This window comes from Pseudomonas sp. GW822-FHT03F04 (genome assembly GCF_058801405.1).
In genome coordinates this window covers 14,405-30,887 of record NZ_JBXANF010000012.1, presented here as the reverse complement: position 1 = coordinate 30,887, position 16,483 = coordinate 14,405, and the positions used below count along the sequence as shown (strand labels likewise).

At 61.5% G+C, this 16,483-nt stretch carries 14 protein-coding genes; 5 read left to right on the top strand and 9 right to left on the bottom strand.

Annotated features, from left to right (window positions below; genetic code table 11):
• Positions 1–16 precede the first annotated feature (16 nt).
• From glcF to AC1RMX_RS25170, 6 genes are all read right to left on the bottom strand, one after another.
• Complete coding sequence (gene glcF / locus AC1RMX_RS25195) at positions 17–1,249, bottom strand: glycolate oxidase subunit GlcF (RefSeq protein WP_493073377.1); 1,233 nt, start codon at positions 1,247–1,249, stop codon at positions 17–19.
• A 3-nt stretch (positions 1,250–1,252) separates the two neighbouring features.
• Positions 1,253–2,317 (bottom strand): glycolate oxidase subunit GlcE, encoded by a 1,065-nt coding sequence (glcE, locus tag AC1RMX_RS25190; protein ID WP_493073375.1) that lies wholly within the window; start codon positions 2,315–2,317, stop codon positions 1,253–1,255.
• Positions 2,317–3,816 carry a glycolate oxidase subunit GlcD gene (glcD, locus tag AC1RMX_RS25185; RefSeq protein WP_493073374.1) on the bottom strand — a complete coding sequence of 500 codons (1,500 nt, stop codon included), beginning with the start codon at positions 3,814–3,816 and terminating at the stop codon, positions 2,317–2,319. Before glcD ends, glcE begins: the two co-directional genes overlap by 1 nt.
• Positions 3,817–3,869: 53 nt before the next feature.
• A complete protein-coding gene (gene yghU / locus AC1RMX_RS25180) occupies positions 3,870–4,709 on the bottom strand; it encodes a glutathione-dependent disulfide-bond oxidoreductase (RefSeq protein ID WP_493073373.1) in 840 nt (279 codons plus the stop codon).
• 129 nt (positions 4,710–4,838) lie between these two features.
• Positions 4,839–6,338 (bottom strand): glycine betaine/L-proline transporter ProP, encoded by a 1,500-nt coding sequence (gene proP, locus AC1RMX_RS25175; RefSeq protein ID WP_192560490.1) that lies wholly within the window; start codon positions 6,336–6,338, stop codon positions 4,839–4,841.
• 142 nt (positions 6,339–6,480) lie between these two features.
• Complete coding sequence (locus AC1RMX_RS25170) at positions 6,481–7,326, bottom strand: helix-turn-helix transcriptional regulator (RefSeq protein WP_493073372.1); 846 nt, start codon at positions 7,324–7,326, stop codon at positions 6,481–6,483.
• A gap of 94 nt (positions 7,327–7,420) precedes the next feature.
• On the opposite strand from AC1RMX_RS25170, the gene AC1RMX_RS25165 reads away from it, so the two are divergent.
• The 3 genes from AC1RMX_RS25165 to AC1RMX_RS25155 all read left to right on the top strand — a co-directional run bounded on the left by AC1RMX_RS25165 (position 7,421) and on the right by AC1RMX_RS25155 (position 11,759).
• Positions 7,421–8,377, top strand: coding sequence for a threonine dehydratase (locus AC1RMX_RS25165; protein WP_493073370.1), 957 nt, complete (start codon positions 7,421–7,423; stop codon positions 8,375–8,377).
• 103 nt (positions 8,378–8,480) lie between these two features.
• Positions 8,481–10,025: a methyltransferase regulatory domain-containing protein gene (locus tag AC1RMX_RS25160; protein ID WP_493073369.1), complete on the top strand. Its 1,545-nt coding sequence runs from the start codon at positions 8,481–8,483 to the stop codon at positions 10,023–10,025.
• A gap of 198 nt (positions 10,026–10,223) precedes the next feature.
• Positions 10,224–11,759 (top strand): sensor domain-containing diguanylate cyclase, encoded by a 1,536-nt coding sequence (locus tag AC1RMX_RS25155; protein WP_493073368.1) that lies wholly within the window; start codon positions 10,224–10,226, stop codon positions 11,757–11,759.
• A gap of 48 nt (positions 11,760–11,807) precedes the next feature.
• On the opposite strand, the gene AC1RMX_RS25150 is transcribed toward AC1RMX_RS25155, so the two are convergent.
• Positions 11,808–12,929 carry an alkene reductase gene (locus AC1RMX_RS25150; RefSeq protein ID WP_493066163.1) on the bottom strand — a complete coding sequence of 374 codons (1,122 nt, stop codon included), beginning with the start codon at positions 12,927–12,929 and terminating at the stop codon, positions 11,808–11,810.
• A 108-nt stretch (positions 12,930–13,037) separates the two neighbouring features.
• Complete coding sequence (locus AC1RMX_RS25145) at positions 13,038–13,715, bottom strand: type 1 glutamine amidotransferase domain-containing protein (RefSeq protein ID WP_493073367.1); 678 nt, start codon at positions 13,713–13,715, stop codon at positions 13,038–13,040.
• 211 nt (positions 13,716–13,926) lie between these two features.
• Between AC1RMX_RS25145 and curR the strand changes: the two genes are divergently transcribed.
• A complete protein-coding gene (curR, locus tag AC1RMX_RS25140; RefSeq protein ID WP_493073365.1) occupies positions 13,927–14,511 on the top strand; it encodes a TetR family transcriptional repressor CurR in 585 nt (194 codons plus the stop codon).
• 9 nt (positions 14,512–14,520) lie between these two features.
• Here the strand turns inward: curR and AC1RMX_RS25135 are convergent, their stop codons facing one another.
• Positions 14,521–15,372, bottom strand: a complete 852-nt coding sequence (locus tag AC1RMX_RS25135; protein WP_096820580.1) for a LysR substrate-binding domain-containing protein — start codon at positions 15,370–15,372, stop codon at positions 14,521–14,523.
• Positions 15,373–15,625: 253 nt separating this feature from the next.
• Here AC1RMX_RS25135 and AC1RMX_RS25130 point away from each other — a divergent pair, with 253 nt between their 5' ends.
• Positions 15,626–16,465: a transporter substrate-binding domain-containing protein gene (locus AC1RMX_RS25130; protein WP_096820581.1), complete on the top strand. Its 840-nt coding sequence runs from the start codon at positions 15,626–15,628 to the stop codon at positions 16,463–16,465.
• Positions 16,466–16,483: the final 18 nt, after the last annotated feature.

The following is a 16,483-nucleotide window of genomic DNA, read 5'->3' as shown; positions in this document are numbered from 1 at the left end:
CCCCCCGCCAGCAATCCTACGCCTCGCTCACCAAGGGCAACCCTGCGTCCACCAGCTCGATCCAGTGCTTGACCGGCGTGCGTCCCGCACCGTCGAGGTGGGCCTGGCAGCCGATATTGGCGGTGGCGATGATGTCCGGATGACCGCTTTCCAGGGCGTTGAGCTTTTGGTCGCGCAGTTGCCGGGCCAGCGCCGGTTGGGTTATCGAATAGGTGCCCGCCGAGCCGCAGCACAGATGGGCGTCCGGCACGGTCGTGAGGTTGAAGCCCAGCCGGGTCAGTACCGATTCCACTGCGCCACCGAGTTTCTGTGCGTGTTGCAAGGTACAGGGGCAGTGGAACGCCAAGCGCTGATCGGCATGAATACCTAGGGACTCGAGCGGTTCCTCACGCAGCACTTCCACCAGATCTTTCGCCAGCGCACTCACGGTTTTCGCCTTTTCGGCATAGGCCGGATCGGTGCACAGCAAGTGTCCGTAATCCTTGATGAACGCGCCGCAACCGCTGGCGGTCTGCACGATGGCTTCGGCGCCTTGTTCGATGGCCGGCCACCACGAATCGATGTTCTGGCGGGCGCGGTCAAGTCCGGAGGCCTGGGCGTCGAGGTGATAGTCCACGGCGCCACAACAGCCGGCATTTCGCGCCGGTGTAATGCTGATCCCCAATCGATCCAGCACCCGTGCTGCCGCCGCGTTGGTATTGGGCGACAAACCCGGTTGCACGCAGCCTTCGAGCATCAGCACCTGGCGGGCATGCCGGGTTACCGGGCGGGGTGCGATTGCAGAGGTGCTGCGCGGCATTTTGGCTTGCAGGGTATTGGGCAACAGCACACGGAAGATCTGGCCAGCGCTGACCAGTCCTTTGAACAGTCCGGGATTCGGTGCCACACCACGCAAACCTGCCCGCAACACACGTTGACCAATGGGGCGCGGCACAGCGGCATCAACCACGGCGCGGCCGATGTCGAGCAGGTTGTGATAGTCCACGCCCGAGGGACAGGTGGTTTCGCAATTGCGGCAGGACAGGCAACGATCCAGGTGCAGCTGGGTCTTGCGGGTAACTTCGTTGCCTTCCAGCACCTGTTTGATCAGGTAGATGCGACCCCGTGGGCCGTCGAGTTCATCGCCGAGCAACTGATAGGTCGGGCAGGTCGCGTTGCAGAAGCCGCAGTGCACGCAAGTGCGCAGGATGCTTTCGGCTTCTTCGGCGCGAGGCAGTTGCCGGGCTTCTTCGCTGAGAGTGGTTTGCATGGCTCAAAGCTCCGCGTACAGGCGACCGGGATTGAAGATGCCCTGAGGGTCGAGCTGTTGCTTGAGGCGACGGTGATAGTGCAGAAGGGCGGGCGGCAGCGGATGGAAAGGCGCGTCGATCAAACCATGGCTGTAGCAGGTCGCATGCCCGCCAACAGCCGAAACCACCTTGCGAATCAGTGCCGCCTCGGCTCCTGATTTGAGCCAACGCTGGGCGCCGCCCCAGTCGAGCATTTGTACACCGGCCAGGGCCAGCGACGGGGTGTTGTTTGGCACCGACAGGCGCCACAGGGGCTGGTCCTCATCAAAAAAATCCAGGCGCTGTTCATTCAGATCTGACCAATAAGCGCTATCGAGCATTTCACCACCGAGACGATCACGGGCCGCCGCCACCGAGCCTGCGCCACCCTCCAGACGCAAGTGCAGACGCTGCCCATCGTGGCAGGCGGCGCTGATCGGCAGCGGCTGTTGACCCCACTCGGCCATACGCTGCAAGGCCCGCTCGCTGTCCATTTCCAGGCTGATGCTCAGGCACTCACGCGTTTTGGGCAGGACCTTGAGCGAGACTTCGGTGATCACCCCCAGCGAGCCGTAACTGCCGGCCATCAGCCGCGACAGGTCATAACCGGCGACGTTTTTCATGACTTCACCGCCAAAGCGCAGATGCTTGCCGTGGCCGGTGATGATCCGCGTGCCGAGTACGAAATCCCGCACCGACCCCAACCACGGGCGCCGCGGGCCTGACAGTCCGCTGGCGATCATCCCGCCCACCGTCGCGTCGTCCGCGAAGGCCGGTGGTTCGCACGGCAACATCTGTTGTGAAGCGTCCAGCACCGCCAGCAGTTCGGCCAGTGGAGTGCCGCAACGCGCGGTGATCACCAGTTCGGTCGGGTCGTAGCTGACGATGCCGCGATGGGTGCGGGTGTCGAGGATTTCTCCGGCAACGATACGCCCCAGAAACGCCTTGCTGTTGGCGCCCTGAATCCGCAGTGGCGTTGCGTCCTGCAATGCCTGATTGACCTGATCGAGCAGCGCGATGCTGTCGTCGACATCCTTTTCTCGGACCATCAGAAACGCTCCAGCTCGGGGAAGGGCAATTGTCCGGCGTGAATATGCATGGCGCCGAACTCGGCGCAGCGGTGCAGGGTCGGAATGTTCTTGCCCGGATTGAGCAGACCGCCGGGGTCGAACGCGGCTTTGACGGCGTGGAACAGGGTCAACTCGTCGTTGTTGAACTGCGCGCACATCTGGTTGATTTTCTCCCGGCCCACGCCGTGCTCGCCGGTGATGCTGCCGCCGACCTTCACGCACAACTCAAGGATTTTGCCTCCCAGGGTTTCGGCGCGTTCGAGCTCGCCGGGTTGATTGGCGTCGAACAGAATCAACGGGTGCATGTTGCCGTCGCCGGCATGGAACACGTTGGCCACCCGCAAGCCGTATTCGGCGGACAACTGCGCAATGGCTTGCAGCACGCCGGGCAGTTCGCGGCGCGGGATGGTGCCGTCCATGCAGTAATAGTCCGGCGACAAGCGCCCCACGGCCGGGAAGGCATTCTTGCGTCCGGCCCAGAAACGCACGCGCTCGGCCTCGTCCCTGGCCTGACGCACTTCGGTCGCGCCGGCGTTCTCCAGCACCTGGCGGACGCGGATGCAGTCAGCGTGGACATCGGCTTCGACGCCATCGAGTTCACAGAGCAAAATGGCTTCGGCGTCCACCGGGTAGCCGGCGTGGATGAAGTCCTCGGCGGCGCGGATGGCCAGGTTGTCCATCATTTCCAGGCCTCCGGGAATGATCCCGGCGGCGATGATGTCGGCCACGGCGCGGCCGGCGTTTTCCACGGAGTCGAATGCGGCCAGCAAGACTTTGGCCGTCTGAGGTTTGGGCAGCAGTTTGACCGTGACTTCGGTGATAACGCCCAGCAGGCCTTCGGAACCGGTGAACAGTGCCAGCAAGTCGAAACCGGGAGAATCGAGCGCATCGGAGCCGAGCGTGAGGTGTTCGCCCTCGACGGTCAGGATCTCGACCTTGAGCAGGTTGTGCACGGTCAGGCCGTACTTGAGGCAATGCACGCCGCCGGCATTTTCCGCCACATTGCCGCCGATGGAGCAGGCGATCTGCGAGGACGGATCCGGCGCGTAATACAGGCCGAACGGAGCGGCGGCCTGGGAAATCGCCAGATTGCGAACGCCGGGCTGAACGCGTGCCGTGCGGGCGGCGGGGTCGATGTGCAGGATGTTGTTGAAGCGCGCCATCACCAGCAGCACGCCTTTCTCCAGAGGCAACGCGCCGCCGGACAACCCGGTGCCGGCACCCCGGGCCACCACCGGCACGTTTCTCTCATGACAGATTCGTAAAACGCCCTGCACCTCATCGAGATGCCGGGGCAGCACCACCAGCAACGGCGCGGTGCGGTACGCGGACAAACCGTCACATTCGTACGGTGCGAGATCCTCGCGCTGATGCAGGACTTCCAGCGTCGGCCACTGGTTGTGCAATGCCTGCAACAGCGCCGCTTTGTCGACGTCCGGCAGGGCGCCGTCGACCTGCTCGTCGTAGAGAATGTTCATGAACGATGGGTGCCCCTTGGTTTTTGTTATCGGGTGCGGGTTGCGTGGGTTGCTCAGCCCAGATCAGCAACCTCATGTCGTTCCGGTACCTGGCTCGCTTCATCGCCCCAGGTGCGGTTGACGCGCTGCCCACGAATGACCGCAGGCCGGTTGGCGATCTCCTCGGCCCAGCGCTGGACATGAGTGTATTCATGAGCCGACAGGAACTCGGCCGCCCCGTACACATTGTTGCGCACCAGTTGCCCGTACCACGGCCAGACCGCGATGTCGGCGATGGTGTAGTTGTCACCGGCAAGATAAGGGTTTTCAGCCAGGCGCCGGTCGAGCACATCCAGCTGACGCTTGGTTTCCATGGTGAAGCGGTTGATCGGGTATTCGAGCTTGTCCGGCGCGTAGGCGTAAAAATGCCCGAAACCACCACCCAGGTAGGGCGCCGAGCCCATTTGCCAGAACAGCCAGTTCAGGGTTTCAGTGCGACCGGCGATGTCGCTGGGCAGGAAGGCACCGAATTTTTCGGCGAGGTAAAGCAGGATCGAGCCGGACTCGAAAACCCGGATGGCCGGCTCCACTCCGCGATCCAGTAGCGCCGGGATCTTGGAGTTCGGATTAATCTCGACAAAGCCGCTGGAAAATTGATCGCCTTCGCCGATGCGGATCAACCAGGCGTCGTATTCGGCCCCGGTGTGCCCCAGCGCCAGCAACTCCTCGAGCAGGATGGTGACCTTGACGCCGTTGGGCGTGGCCAGCGAATACAGCTGCAATGGGTGCTTGCCGACGGGCAATGCCTTGTCGTGGGTCGGCCCGGCAATCGGGCGATTGATGTTGGCGAACTGGCCGCCGGACGGCGCGCTGTGTGTCCAGACCTTGGGTGGTACGTAAGGCGTTTTGCTCATGAAGCGAACCTCATCGTCAGCTGCTGAATGGGCGTGAGCCGGCAGAAAAAACGACCGGCTCCTGACGAACAGAACACCACAGAAGGGCGTTTGAATTCCACCCTGTTGCCCGATCAACGCCTTATATCGTTATTCGATTCGCGGATGCTGCTGCGCCAGATGCTCGCGTTTGGCTTGCAGTTCGGCGATTTCGGCGTCGATGTCTTCGATCTTCTGTTCGATGTTGTCGTGGTGCTCCTGCAGCAGCTCCCTCGCTTCCTCGATATCGGAAGCTGCGGGCGCAGCACCGCGTAGCGGCTTGTTCGCGGTTTCTTTCATCGTCAGCCCGGTCATCAGTCCGATCACGGCAGTCACCATCAGATAGTAGGCGGGCATGTACAGGTTCTGGGTACCTTCCACCAGCCAGGCCACGACGGTCGGGGTCAGGCCGGCGATCAGTACCGAGACGTTGAACGCCCCGGCCAGCGCGCTGTAACGGATGTGGGTCGGGAACATCGCTGGCAGCGTCGAGGCCATGACGCCAATGAAGAAATTGAGCAGCACGGCCAATATCAGCAAGCCCGAAAAGATCAGGCCGATCTTGCCGCTGTTGATCAGCATGAACGCTGGAATCGCGAGGATGAACAGACCGACACTGCCGCAGATGATGAAGGGACGACGGCCGATCTTGTCGCTGATGAAGCCGATCGCAGGCTGAACGAACAGCATGCCGACCATGATCGCGATGATGATCAGCACCCCGCGGTTTTCACTGTAGTGCAGGTTGTGCGACAGGTAACTCGGCATGTAGGTGAGCAGCATGTAGTAGGTGACATTGGTCGCCGCCACCACGCCGATGCAAGTCATCAGGCTGCGCCAGTGCTTGGTCGCGACCTCCTTGAACGACACTTTCGGGCCGCTGGCCAGACCTTCGCGGTCGCCTTGTTCAAGCTTCTCGACGTGTTGCTGGAACGCCGGGGTTTCTTCGAGCGCGTGGCGCAGGTAGAGCCCGATCATGCCCAGCGGGAGGGCGAGGAAGAAGGGCAGTCGCCAGCCCCATTCCTGGAATTTTTCTTCGCCGATGATCGTGGAAATCAACACCACCACACCCGCGCCGAGGACGAAACCGGCGATGGAGCCGAAGTCCAGCCAGCTGCCGAGGAATCCACGTTTGCGATCCGGTGCATATTCGGCAACGAAGATCGAGGCGCCGGTGTATTCGCCGCCGACCGAAAACCCTTGAGCCATTTTCGCCAGCAGCAGAAGGATCGGCGCCCAGATACCGATCGAGGCATAGGACGGGATCAACCCGATGGCAAAGGTGCTGAGCGACATGATCACGATGGTCGCCGCCAGGACTTTCTGTCGTCCGTACTTGTCACCCAGTGCGCCGAAGAACAGACCGCCCAGCGGCCGGATCAGGAAAGGCACCGAGAAGGTCGCCAGTGCAGCGATCATCTGCACACCGGGATCGGCACCGGGGAAAAACACCTTGCCGAGCACGTAGGCAACGAAGCCATAGACGCCGAAGTCGAACCACTCCATCGCATTGCCCAGCGCTGCTGCCGTAATGGCTTTGCGCATCTTGGCGTCGTCGACAATGGTGATGTCTTTCAGTCGGATCGGGCTGACGCTTTCCTTTGATTCCATGGGATTCACTCTGCATCTGATCTGTCTTTATGCAAACCGGTAAACCCGGAGAGGCTTGGGCCAGAGCGGTTTGCCGTGACCGATGCCATCTCCTTGATGGCACGGCTTCTTTCAGATCAGATACAAGTGGACACGAAAAAATTCACCACTGATTTCGTTTTTTGCCGATGAAAGAATTGTGACGCGATCCTGTGCGCAATTGCGCCGGACTCACGCCAAGTCGCTGTTTGAACGCACTGGTCATGTGTGCCTGGGAATTGAAACCGCAGGCGAGGGCGATCTCCGACAGGCTGGCCGTGGAGTCGCGCATCAATGCGCGAGCCCGGGCCAGGCGTCGGTCGATCAGGTAGCTGTGGGGGCTTTTGCCGGTGGCCTGCTTGAAGGCACGAATGAAATAGCCTTCGGACAGTTCCAGCAGTTGCGCCATGGTGTGAAGGCCGAGCGGGCCGTCGAGGCCGGCGTCGATGAACTCGTCGAGCAGGCGCATTCGGCGGCCGGTCATCGAGCCTTGGGTCGACGGCGTGTCTTTGCCTTCGGCGCGCTCGGCCAAGGCGAGCGCCCAGGTTTCCCAGTCATCGTCCACTGAGGCATTCAACAACGCACGGCGCATTCGCGAGGCGAGGAAAATGGCCTGCGGGTCGATGCGATTGTTGAACGGCTGCTCACCCTCCAGCGCGATACCGTCGGTGCGGACCACCCGCAGGTATTCGCCGCCCATGGGTGACTCGGACATCACATCACAGCCGACGGGTACGAACGCCAGACCATTGGGCATGGCATCGAAGGGGCGCACCCGGTCGCTGCCGATCGCGTGCACGCCGCGCTGGCTGTCGAAGGCAAAACCGATTGCCGACTGCGCTGCCACATAGCGCGTCGCGTAGGCGGCGCCGGGCAGCAATTCGATCGCCCACGGGCCGGCCTCGATACGACGCACCGGTTCGGGGACGACGGCTGGCTGCTGGCGGTTTCGATGGCTCATGAGCGCCATAGTAGTGAAGTGCGGACGCAAAAGTCAGGTCAGTTTTTTGAAAGCCGACGTGATGTGCCTGTGCCTAGACTGAGTGACGCCCAAGGAGATCCCCATGCACAGATTCACTCGCGAAGACATCGAACACGCTGCCCGCCAGGTTTACCAGGTGATGCCGGCCACCGCTCAGTATCGCTGGCCGTTGCTGGCCGAGCGGCTGGGCTGCACGGTGTGGGTCAAGCACGAAAACCACACGCCGACCGGCGCGTTCAAGGTGCGCGGCGGCATCACCTTCATGCACTGGCTGCGGCGTGAACATCCCAACGTCAAAGGCATTGTCTCTGCGACGCGCGGCAATCACGGCCAAAGCCTGGCGCTGGCGGCGCAAGCGGTAGGGCTGAAGGCATTGATCGTGGTGCCGCAGGGCAATTCGCTGGAGAAGAACAATGCCATGCGCGGCTTTGGCGGCGAAGTGGTCGAGTACGGGCGTGATTTCGATGAGGCCCGTGAGGAAGCGGCGCGTCTGGCGCTGGAGCATGGACTCTATCTGGTGCCGCCGTTCCACACCGAACTGGTCAAGGGCGTGGCGACTTATGCGCTGGAGTTGTTCAGCGCGGCGCCGGATCTGCACACCGTCTACGTGCCGATCGGTTGCGGCTCAGGTATCTGCGGCGTGATCGCCGCGCGTGATGCGCTGGGTCTGGATACCCAGGTGGTGGGCGTGGTGTCCACGGAAGCGGCCGCCGCCAAGTTGTCCTTCGAGGCGAAAACGATCTGCGAGACCGCCTCCGCCAATACCTTTGCCGACGGCCTGGCCGTACGCAAACCGATTGCTGAAGCGTTCGATATCTACGGCGCCGGCGCAACAAGGATCGTCGCGGTCAGCGAGGACGAAATCGCCGAGGCCATGCGCGTGTATTACACCGACACCCACAACCTCGCCGAAGGTGCCGGCGCGGCTGCGTTGGCGGCACTCATTCAGGAACGGGAAAGGATGCAGGGCAAAAAGGTCGGGGTGATCCTGTCGGGCGGGAACATCGACCGGTCGGTGTATGCGCGGGTGATTGGTTGACCAATGACGGCTGGCTGCGTGGCACGGTTTTTCCGCTTGTGATTGGTCCTGACTACCCCTTATAAGATCGGCTTTCACTTTCGATATGAAAAGGGTGTCACGCATGAGCAATGCCTGGAACGAAGGTTATTTCACGGACGAGGGCTACACCTACGGGTATAGCCGGGAGATCAATCCGGTTTTCCAGCGTTATTGTTTGTTGCTGCGCGGTTTTGCCACGCTGGAGAGTACCGACGGTTATCACTGCGAATTGGGTTTTGGCCAGGGTGTCTCGATCAATATCCATGCGGCAGGCAATCCGGGCGGCTACGTCGGCACGGATTTCCATCCCGGGCAGGCAGCCCATGCCATTGCGCTGGCAACCGACTGGGGCAGTGATGCCCGGCTGTATGACGACAGCTTCGAGCAACTGCTGGCTCGCCATGACCTGCCACAGTTCGACAGCATCAGCCTGCACGGCATCTGGACCTGGGTCAGTCGTGACAATCACAGGCTGATCGTCGAGTTTGTCCGTCGTCATCTCAAGCCGGGCGGTCATGTGTACATCAGCTACAACTGCTTCCCGGGCTGGTCGCCGCTGGCGCCGTTGCGTCAGTTGTTCAGCCTGCATGACCGCTTTGCCACGCAAACTTCTGCTCGCCCGGATCAGCGGATCGACGCCGCGCTGCAATTTTCCGAAGCCCTGCTGGCCGCCAACCCCAACTATGCCAACTCGGCGCCGAATCTGGACGCCAAGCTCCAGAGCATCAAAGGCCAGAATCGCCAGTACGTCGCCCATGAGTATTTCAACCGTGACTGGAATTGCATGTACTTCACCGACGTGGTCGATGCCCTGGCACCTGCCAAACTCGACTACGCCACAACCGCCGTGCCGCTGGACTCGGTGGACCCGCTCAACCTGAGCGCCGAAGGCATGGACTTTCTGGAAGGCATCGAGCACCCGATCATGCGCGAGCAAGCGCGCGATTACTTCGTCAACCAGAACTTCCGCCGGGACCTTTACATCCGCGGCGCGAACAAGCTGTCCACCAGCGAGCACCGCGAGCGCATGCTCAGTACCCGCTTTGCCCTGTTGCAACTGGCCGACAGCGTAGCGGGCAGCGTCACGGGGCCCGCAGGCTCAGCCACGTTGCAGGCGGAAATTTACGGCCCGGTGCTGGATGCGCTGGCGGACGACGCGTATGTACCGAAAACCTTGCGCCACTTGCTGGAAGCCTCGCCTTCATTGAGTTATGGCGATCTGGTGCAGGTGATCAACGTGTTGATCGGTATGGGCGCCGTGGCGCCATGCCAGAGCGAAGCGGCCGAGAAGCTGGTGCAGACAACCTGCAACACCCTCAATCTGCAACTGTGCAGACGCTCGCTGTTCGATCACAAGATCCAGGTCCTGGCCAGCCCGGTGACCGGTGGTGGCGTGACGGTCAGTCGCTTCCAGCAACTGTTCCTGATATCGATCAAACAAGGCAAAAAGCACCCGGCCGAGTGGGCGCTTCTGGCGTGGGGCATCATCGGCGGCCAGGGTGAAGGCCTGCTCAAGGACGGCAAGGCCCTCACGACTGCCGAAGAAAACATTGCCGAACTGACCGAGCAGGCCGAGGCATTTGCCGAGCAATCGCTGGTCATTCTCAAGGCCCTGAAAATCGTCTAGCGGCAAAAAAGTCTTTTGGGGTCCGGTTTTTTCATCGAACCGGCCGATCAGCGAACAGTTCATCGAGGGCCTGACACGCCGTTGCTGCGCCTTCGATGGACTGCTTGTATCCTGCGCGGCCCGGGACATACGGTCGCTGTTGTTGCCCCGGTCCGACAACGGCCGTGACGGAAAACGGACTTTCCAAAAGGTACTGATGTGAAGCGTGATACCCACCTCGTGATGCTGTTGCTGTTGATGATCGGCTGCTCCCTGGCGTCGCTGACCATCTGGAAGGTGCTGGGCTCTCGGGAGCGCGCGCTGGACGAGGTGAACGTCCACGGGTTGAACCTGACCCAGGCGCTGGCGACCTATTCCGAAGGCATCGTCCGACAGAGCTCGCTGCTCTTGCTCGGGCTCGTCGAGCGTCTGGAAATCGAGGGCAGCGGCCCCGCGCAGATCGAACGGTTGAATGCGCTGGTCAACCGTCAGCAGCCGCTGATGCCGCAGCTCAGTGGCATCACCGTTTACGATAATCGCGGCCACTGGCTGATGTCCTCCAACCGACCGATTCCGGCCGGGGTCAACAGCAGTGACCGGGACTATTTCATCCATCACCGTGACGATCCTTCCCGCGAGCCCTTCATCGGCCCGCCCATCCGTAGCCGCTCGAATCAGGAGTGGGTGATTACTGTCAGCCGCCGCTTCAATGACGCGCGCGGAGAGTTCGCCGGTGTGGTGGCGGTCACCCTGGGGGTCGAGAACTTTCTGCGACTGTTCGGCAAGCTCGATGTGGGGCAGGAAGGCGCCATCGGTCTGTCCTACACCGACGGTACGCTGCTGGTGCGATATCCCTTCCGCGAACAGGACATGGGGCGCAATTTCTCCAAGTCGCCCATTTATGCGAAGTACCTGGTGGACCAATCGGTGGGCACCGCTTCCTTCACGTCCAGCCTCGACGGGGTGGAGCGGCTCTACGCGTTTCGCAAGAGTGAAAAGCTGCCGCTGATCACCACGGTCGCGCTCGGCAAGCGCGAAGCATTGGCGGCGTGGCGACTGGAGGCGCTGCTGTCGATCGTGGTGGTCGCATCGTTGCTGGGGCTCACTGGCGTGATCGGCTGGTTTCTCATTCTCGATATACGTCGGCGGACTCAGGTGGAAGGGGAGTTGCGGCTCACTCAACAGCAGTTGCTCGGATCAAACCGGCAGCTGGAGTTGCTGGCGATGAAGGATGCGCTGACCGGCCTCGCCAATCGCCGCTGTTTCGATGAAACATTGGCCATGGAAGCGCGCCGGGCTCAGCGGGACGGGGTTTCGCTGGCCTTGCTGATGATCGATATCGACTACTTCAAGCTGTTCAACGATTCCCAGGGGCATGTTGCCGGGGACGCCTGCCTGCAACGGGTGGGGAAAGTACTTGAGACCTGTGTGCGGCGACCGTCGGATCTGGTGGCGCGCTACGGCGGGGAAGAGGTGGCGATCATCATGCCCGACACCGATGGCGAGGGGGCGGCGGTCGTGGCGCAACTGATTCTGGAGCGACTGACGCAAGAAAACATTGCTCATCCGGCGAGCCCGTTCGGTCGGGTGACGGTCAGTATCGGCGTCACCGCGGCGGTCGGTCCGCAACTGGCAGTGGTACAAGCGCTGATCGAGACGGCAGATCAGGCGCTGTACCAGGCGAAGACCACAGGGCGAAACCGGATGGCAAGGAAAGCTCCCGGCGACAGTTCCCGTTCACCACTGCCAGTGTGAGCGGTGCTGAACGGGCGGGCGTTGCGCCTTACCGATAATCGGCAGTCATCACGCGTACTCGGGGTAGTCCACATACCCTTCGGCATTGCCACCGTAGACCGTGGCCGGATTCAGTGAATTCAGCGGCCAGTCATTGGCGATGCGCGCAGGCAGATCCGGGTTGGCCATGAACGGACGGCCGAAGGCCACGAAATCCGCCAGCCCGGAATCGAGCAACTGCGTACCGGATTCTGCGGTGTAACGGCCGGCGTAAATGATCGCGCCGCTGAAGGTGTCGCGCACTGCCTGGCGGAACGTGAGTGGCATCGCCGGGGCATCGTCCCAGTCGGCTTCGGCGATGGACAGATAGGCAATGCCCACGTCCTGCAGCACCTTGATCGCTTCGATGTAAGTGGTGTGCGGATCTTCCTCGACCATGCCCAGGTAGGTACGCGCCTCGTCGGTGGTGGTGAACAGCGGGGCGAAACGCACACCGACTTTTTCACGACCGATGCACTCGGCAACACCGGACACCACTTCACGCAAAAAGCGCAGGCGATTGTGCAGCGAGCCTCCGTACTGGTCGGTACGCAGATTACTGTGGGCCGAGATGAACTGGTTCACCAGATAGCCGTTGGCGCAGTGCAGTTCGATCCCGTCGAAACCTGCCTCCATGGCATTGCGCGCCGCCTGAATGTACAGCTGAACCAGTTCCTGCACTTCATCGGTGGTCAGTGCGCGCGGGGCGGACGGTGGCACCAGCGCGCCGGCGCCGGGCGCGGTTTCGATGAATACGCTGACCCGGTCGGTGGCCACCGCAGAGGCCGATACCGGCGCGGCACCGTCGGGTTGCAGAGCTGTATGGGACACGCGCCCCACATGCCAGAGCTGGGCGAAGATCACGCCCTCTCTGGCGTGCACTGCTTCAGTGACTTTGCGCCACCCGGCAATCTGCTCGGGTGTGTGAATGCCCGGTGTCCAGGCGTAACCCTGGCCCCGGGGTTCTATCTGGGTGCCCTCGGTCACCAGCAGACCGGCGCCCGCGCGCTGCTGGTAATACTCGGCCATCAACTCATTGGCTACGTTGCCCGGCTGTGTGCTGCGCTGGCGGGTGAGGGGCGGCAGGACAATGCGGTTTTTCAGGGTGTGACGACCCAAAGTGGCGGGTTTGAAGAAACTGCTGTGATTCATGGATGTGCCTTGATCGGAGTTTATTAGACCAGTCGACTAGTTGTCGGGGCCAAAAAAAGACGCCGTGCAACACGCGCACGGCGTCCGGATTGATGACGGCTGAAAGCGTCAGCCGAGCAGCTTCAACAGTTTCTCGGCGACGGCCGCAGAGCTGGCAGGGTTCTGGCCGGTGACCAGTTTCCCGTCAGCCACCACGTGCACCTGCCAGTCGGCGACTTTGGAATAGCGGGCGCCGAGGCGCTGGAACTCGTCTTCGACCAGGAACGGCACCACATCCGTCAGACCGACCGCCGCTTCTTCAGAGTTGGTGAAACCGGTGACGTCACGATCCTTGACCAAGGGTTTGCCGTCGGCGCCGAGCACATGCCGCAGCACACCCGGGGCATGGCAAACGAAACCATGAGGCTTGTTGCTGCGGGCGAAGGCTTCGATCAGGGCGATGGAATGCTTGTCTTCGGCCAGATCCCAAAGCGGGCCGTGGCCACCTGGATAAAACACTGCATCGAAATCTTCGGCGCTGACTTCGGCCAGGCGCCCGGTGTTCGCCAGCGCCTGTTGGGCGATCGGATCCTTGCGGAATCGATCGGTCTCGGCGGTCTGTGCGTCGGGTTCGTCGCTTTTCGGATCAAGCGGTGGCTGGCCGCCGGCAGGGGAAACCAGCGTGATATCGGCGCCGGCGTCCTTGAAGGCGTAGTAGGGCGCGGCGAACTCTTCGAGCCAGAAGCCGGTTTTCTTGCCGGTATTGCCGAGTTGATCGTGGGAAGTCAGAACCATCAAGATTTTCATAGAGCACCTTGGGTGGGTCGGGTGTCATGGCTGTGCGAGGGATTCGCACACGATCGACACCGGGGAAAAGGTTGGTCGGGGCGCAGCATAGTTTCCAAATAGACCAGTCGTCTAGTAATTTTTTATCCGCATGTTTTTCATGGACCGGTGTGGCAAACTCCCGTTCCTTCGAGTTAAACGACTGGTCTATTGCCTGGTAATCTGCGCCCCGATGAAACCGACCTACGACGACACCCGCCAACACCTGCTCGACACCGGCCACCGGATGATGGCCGAAAAGGGCTTCACCAGTGTCGGCCTGAACGAGATCCTGCAAACCGCCGGTGTGCCCAAGGGCTCGTTCTATCACTACTTCAAATCCAAAGAGCTCTACGGCCAGGCGCTGCTCGAGGACTACTTCGTCTGTTACCTGGCCGACATGGAGCGACGCCTGACGCTGCCCGACCTGAATGCCCGCGAGCGACTGATGGATTACTGGCAGGGCTGGCAGGACCGCTGCACGCTGGAAGGGCACGGTGACGAGTGCCTGGTGGTGAAGCTCAGTGCCGAGGTGGCCGATCTGTCCGAGGCCATGCGCCTCACCTTGCGAGATGGCGCCGAGCGCGTGGTGGCGCGCATCACCACTTGCATCGAACAGGGCCAGGCCGATCAATGCCTGCCCGACGACGATGCCCGGCAACTGGCGGAAACCCTGTATCAGCTTTGGTTGGGGGCCAGTTTGTTGAACAAGTTGCAACGGACCGGGCAGTCGCTGGCGACATCGATGGCGACTACGAAGCGACTTTTGGGCGCTTGAGGCTGCGGTTCAAAGCCCGCGACTGTTTCTGATCAGTTCATATGCTCGCCTGACCAGCGGGTTTACGGTGTTCGGCCGGATCCACAAGTGATAAGTCACATCCGGCAGCCTCGGCAAGCCATCGGTTTCCCCCAGAACCCGCATGTCCGGGCCAAGCATTTCCATGCTGCGCGGGGTGACCCCCAATCCTGCGCGAGTGGCAGCCTTGATGCCGATCAGGTTCGACGCCAGATACGCCTGGCGCCAGGCAATGTTGGCACGCTCCAACGCCTCAAGTGCGTAGCGCCTGTAGATGCTTGGCTCATCCACCAGAATCAGCGGCAGCGGTTCGCCGGGGTTGTGGATGTATTGCGCCGAACAGATCCACCACACCGGCGAAGTACGCAGGGCGAAGCCTTCGAGGGTCGGGTCTTCGCGGGTGGAAATCACCATGTCGACCTTGCCCCGGTGCAGATCGTCCATCAGAAACGGGCTGCGCCCGACATCGATTTCCAGGCGCAGGCGTGGTGCCGAGCGGGCGATGTGGCTGAGGATCGGCGGCAGAATGGTATCGGCGATGTCGTGGGGCGAACCGATGCGCAACACACCACTCAAGCTGCTTTCGCGCAGAGAACTCAAGGCGTCGTCGTTGAGCGACAGCATCTGTCGCGCGTGCCGCAACAACTGCAAGCCGGGTTCGGTGAGGTGTTTTTGGCGGCCACGTTTCTCGAACAGACTGACCCCGACCTGTTGCTCCAGCCGCTGTATATGCTGGGTGACGGACGCTTGCGTGCGCGCCAGGTGCACGCCGGCTTCGGCAAAACTGTGGTGATCGACCACGGCAATGAACGTGCGCAGCAGTTCGAGATCCAGCGTTGACATGGCTCTGTTCCAAGAGGTTTTTACATCAGCAGTGTAAACATAATCATAAAGAATCGTTATGTATTGCAGCTGGTTTTGTTGGGGGGTAAGTCAAGAGGCCCAGTAAAACAGGTGATTTTCGAGTTCTTTGCTCGTTTGAAGCTCTGCAAGTTATAACGATATTAGATCTTTGCATTTCCGTTGGTACACCGCGAAACCTACGATGCCCCCCTGTCAGGTCGGAAGACGCCGATCATTCAAGAAGGGGAAGTCCATGTTGCCCAAGCACACGTTTGTAAAACGCCTATTGCCTGTGATGTTGGGTGCCGTGGTTTCCATGGCGGGAGCCGGAGCCCAGGCTGACGCGACACTGGACAAGATCGAGCAACGCCACGTACTGGCGGTCGGCGTGTTGCTCTCGGGCGGTCCTTTCGGCGGTATCGATCCCGCCACTCAGCAGCCGCGTGGCCTCAACGTCGAACTGGCGCAAGAACTGGGCAAGCAGCTCGGCGCAGAGGTGCAGCTGGTGCCGGTGCTGCCGGCCAACCGCGTGCAGTTTCTGCAACAGGGCAAGGTCGATCTGCTGATCGCCAACATGGAATGGACCGCCGAGCGCGGCGAGATTCTCGGCTTCGTGCCGACGCCGTTCTACCGTGTGGGCGGCACGGCCGCCGTGCTCAAGGACAGCAAGATCACTCGCTGGGAAGACCTCAAAGGTCAACCGGTGTGCACGTCCCAGGGCAGCAGTTACGTCAAACCGCTGACTGAACTGGGCGCCGAACTGAAAGCGTTCAAAAGCTCTTCCGAATCCTTGCTGGCGCTGCGTGGCAATAACTGCGTGGCGGCGGTGCATGACGCCACGCTGATCAACCCGCTGATCGCCGACAATGCCGAATGGCAGGGCTATCGTGCCCTTGCCCCGGAACTCAATCCGGCGCCGTCGGTGATCTGGACCCGTCGCGGTGAAAGCGACACCCAGGCCCGGCTTGATCCGATCATCAAGCAACTGCACCGCAGTGGCTGGCTGATCGAGGCCCAGACCCGCAACCACATCACGCCCGCGTCTCCTGCGCTGGTCGAACTGCAAAAACAGTTTCAAGCCAACGGCGCCTGACTTTCCTTTTTATCGATT

Coding starts and splice junctions, on each gene's coding strand:
- glcF (WP_493073377.1), bottom strand. CDS start 1,249: ATGCAAACCACTCTCAGCGAAGAAGCCCGGCAACTGCCTCGCGCCGAA.
- glcE (WP_493073375.1), bottom strand. CDS start 2,317: ATGGTCCGAGAAAAGGATGTCGACGACAGCATCGCGCTGCTCGATCAG.
- glcD (WP_493073374.1), bottom strand. CDS start 3,816: ATGAACATTCTCTACGACGAGCAGGTCGACGGCGCCCTGCCGGACGTC.
- yghU (WP_493073373.1), bottom strand. CDS start 4,709: ATGAGCAAAACGCCTTACGTACCACCCAAGGTCTGGACACACAGCGCG.
- proP (WP_192560490.1), bottom strand. CDS start 6,338: ATGGAATCAAAGGAAAGCGTCAGCCCGATCCGACTGAAAGACATCACC.
- AC1RMX_RS25170 (WP_493073372.1), bottom strand. CDS start 7,326: ATGGCGCTCATGAGCCATCGAAACCGCCAGCAGCCAGCCGTCGTCCCC.
- AC1RMX_RS25165 (WP_493073370.1), top strand. CDS start 7,421: ATGCACAGATTCACTCGCGAAGACATCGAACACGCTGCCCGCCAGGTT.
- AC1RMX_RS25160 (WP_493073369.1), top strand. CDS start 8,481: ATGAGCAATGCCTGGAACGAAGGTTATTTCACGGACGAGGGCTACACC.
- AC1RMX_RS25150 (WP_493066163.1), bottom strand. CDS start 12,929: ATGAATCACAGCAGTTTCTTCAAACCCGCCACTTTGGGTCGTCACACC.
- AC1RMX_RS25145 (WP_493073367.1), bottom strand. CDS start 13,715: ATGAAAATCTTGATGGTTCTGACTTCCCACGATCAACTCGGCAATACC.
- curR (WP_493073365.1), top strand. CDS start 13,927: ATGAAACCGACCTACGACGACACCCGCCAACACCTGCTCGACACCGGC.
- AC1RMX_RS25135 (WP_096820580.1), bottom strand. CDS start 15,372: ATGTCAACGCTGGATCTCGAACTGCTGCGCACGTTCATTGCCGTGGTC.
- AC1RMX_RS25130 (WP_096820581.1), top strand. CDS start 15,626: ATGTTGCCCAAGCACACGTTTGTAAAACGCCTATTGCCTGTGATGTTG.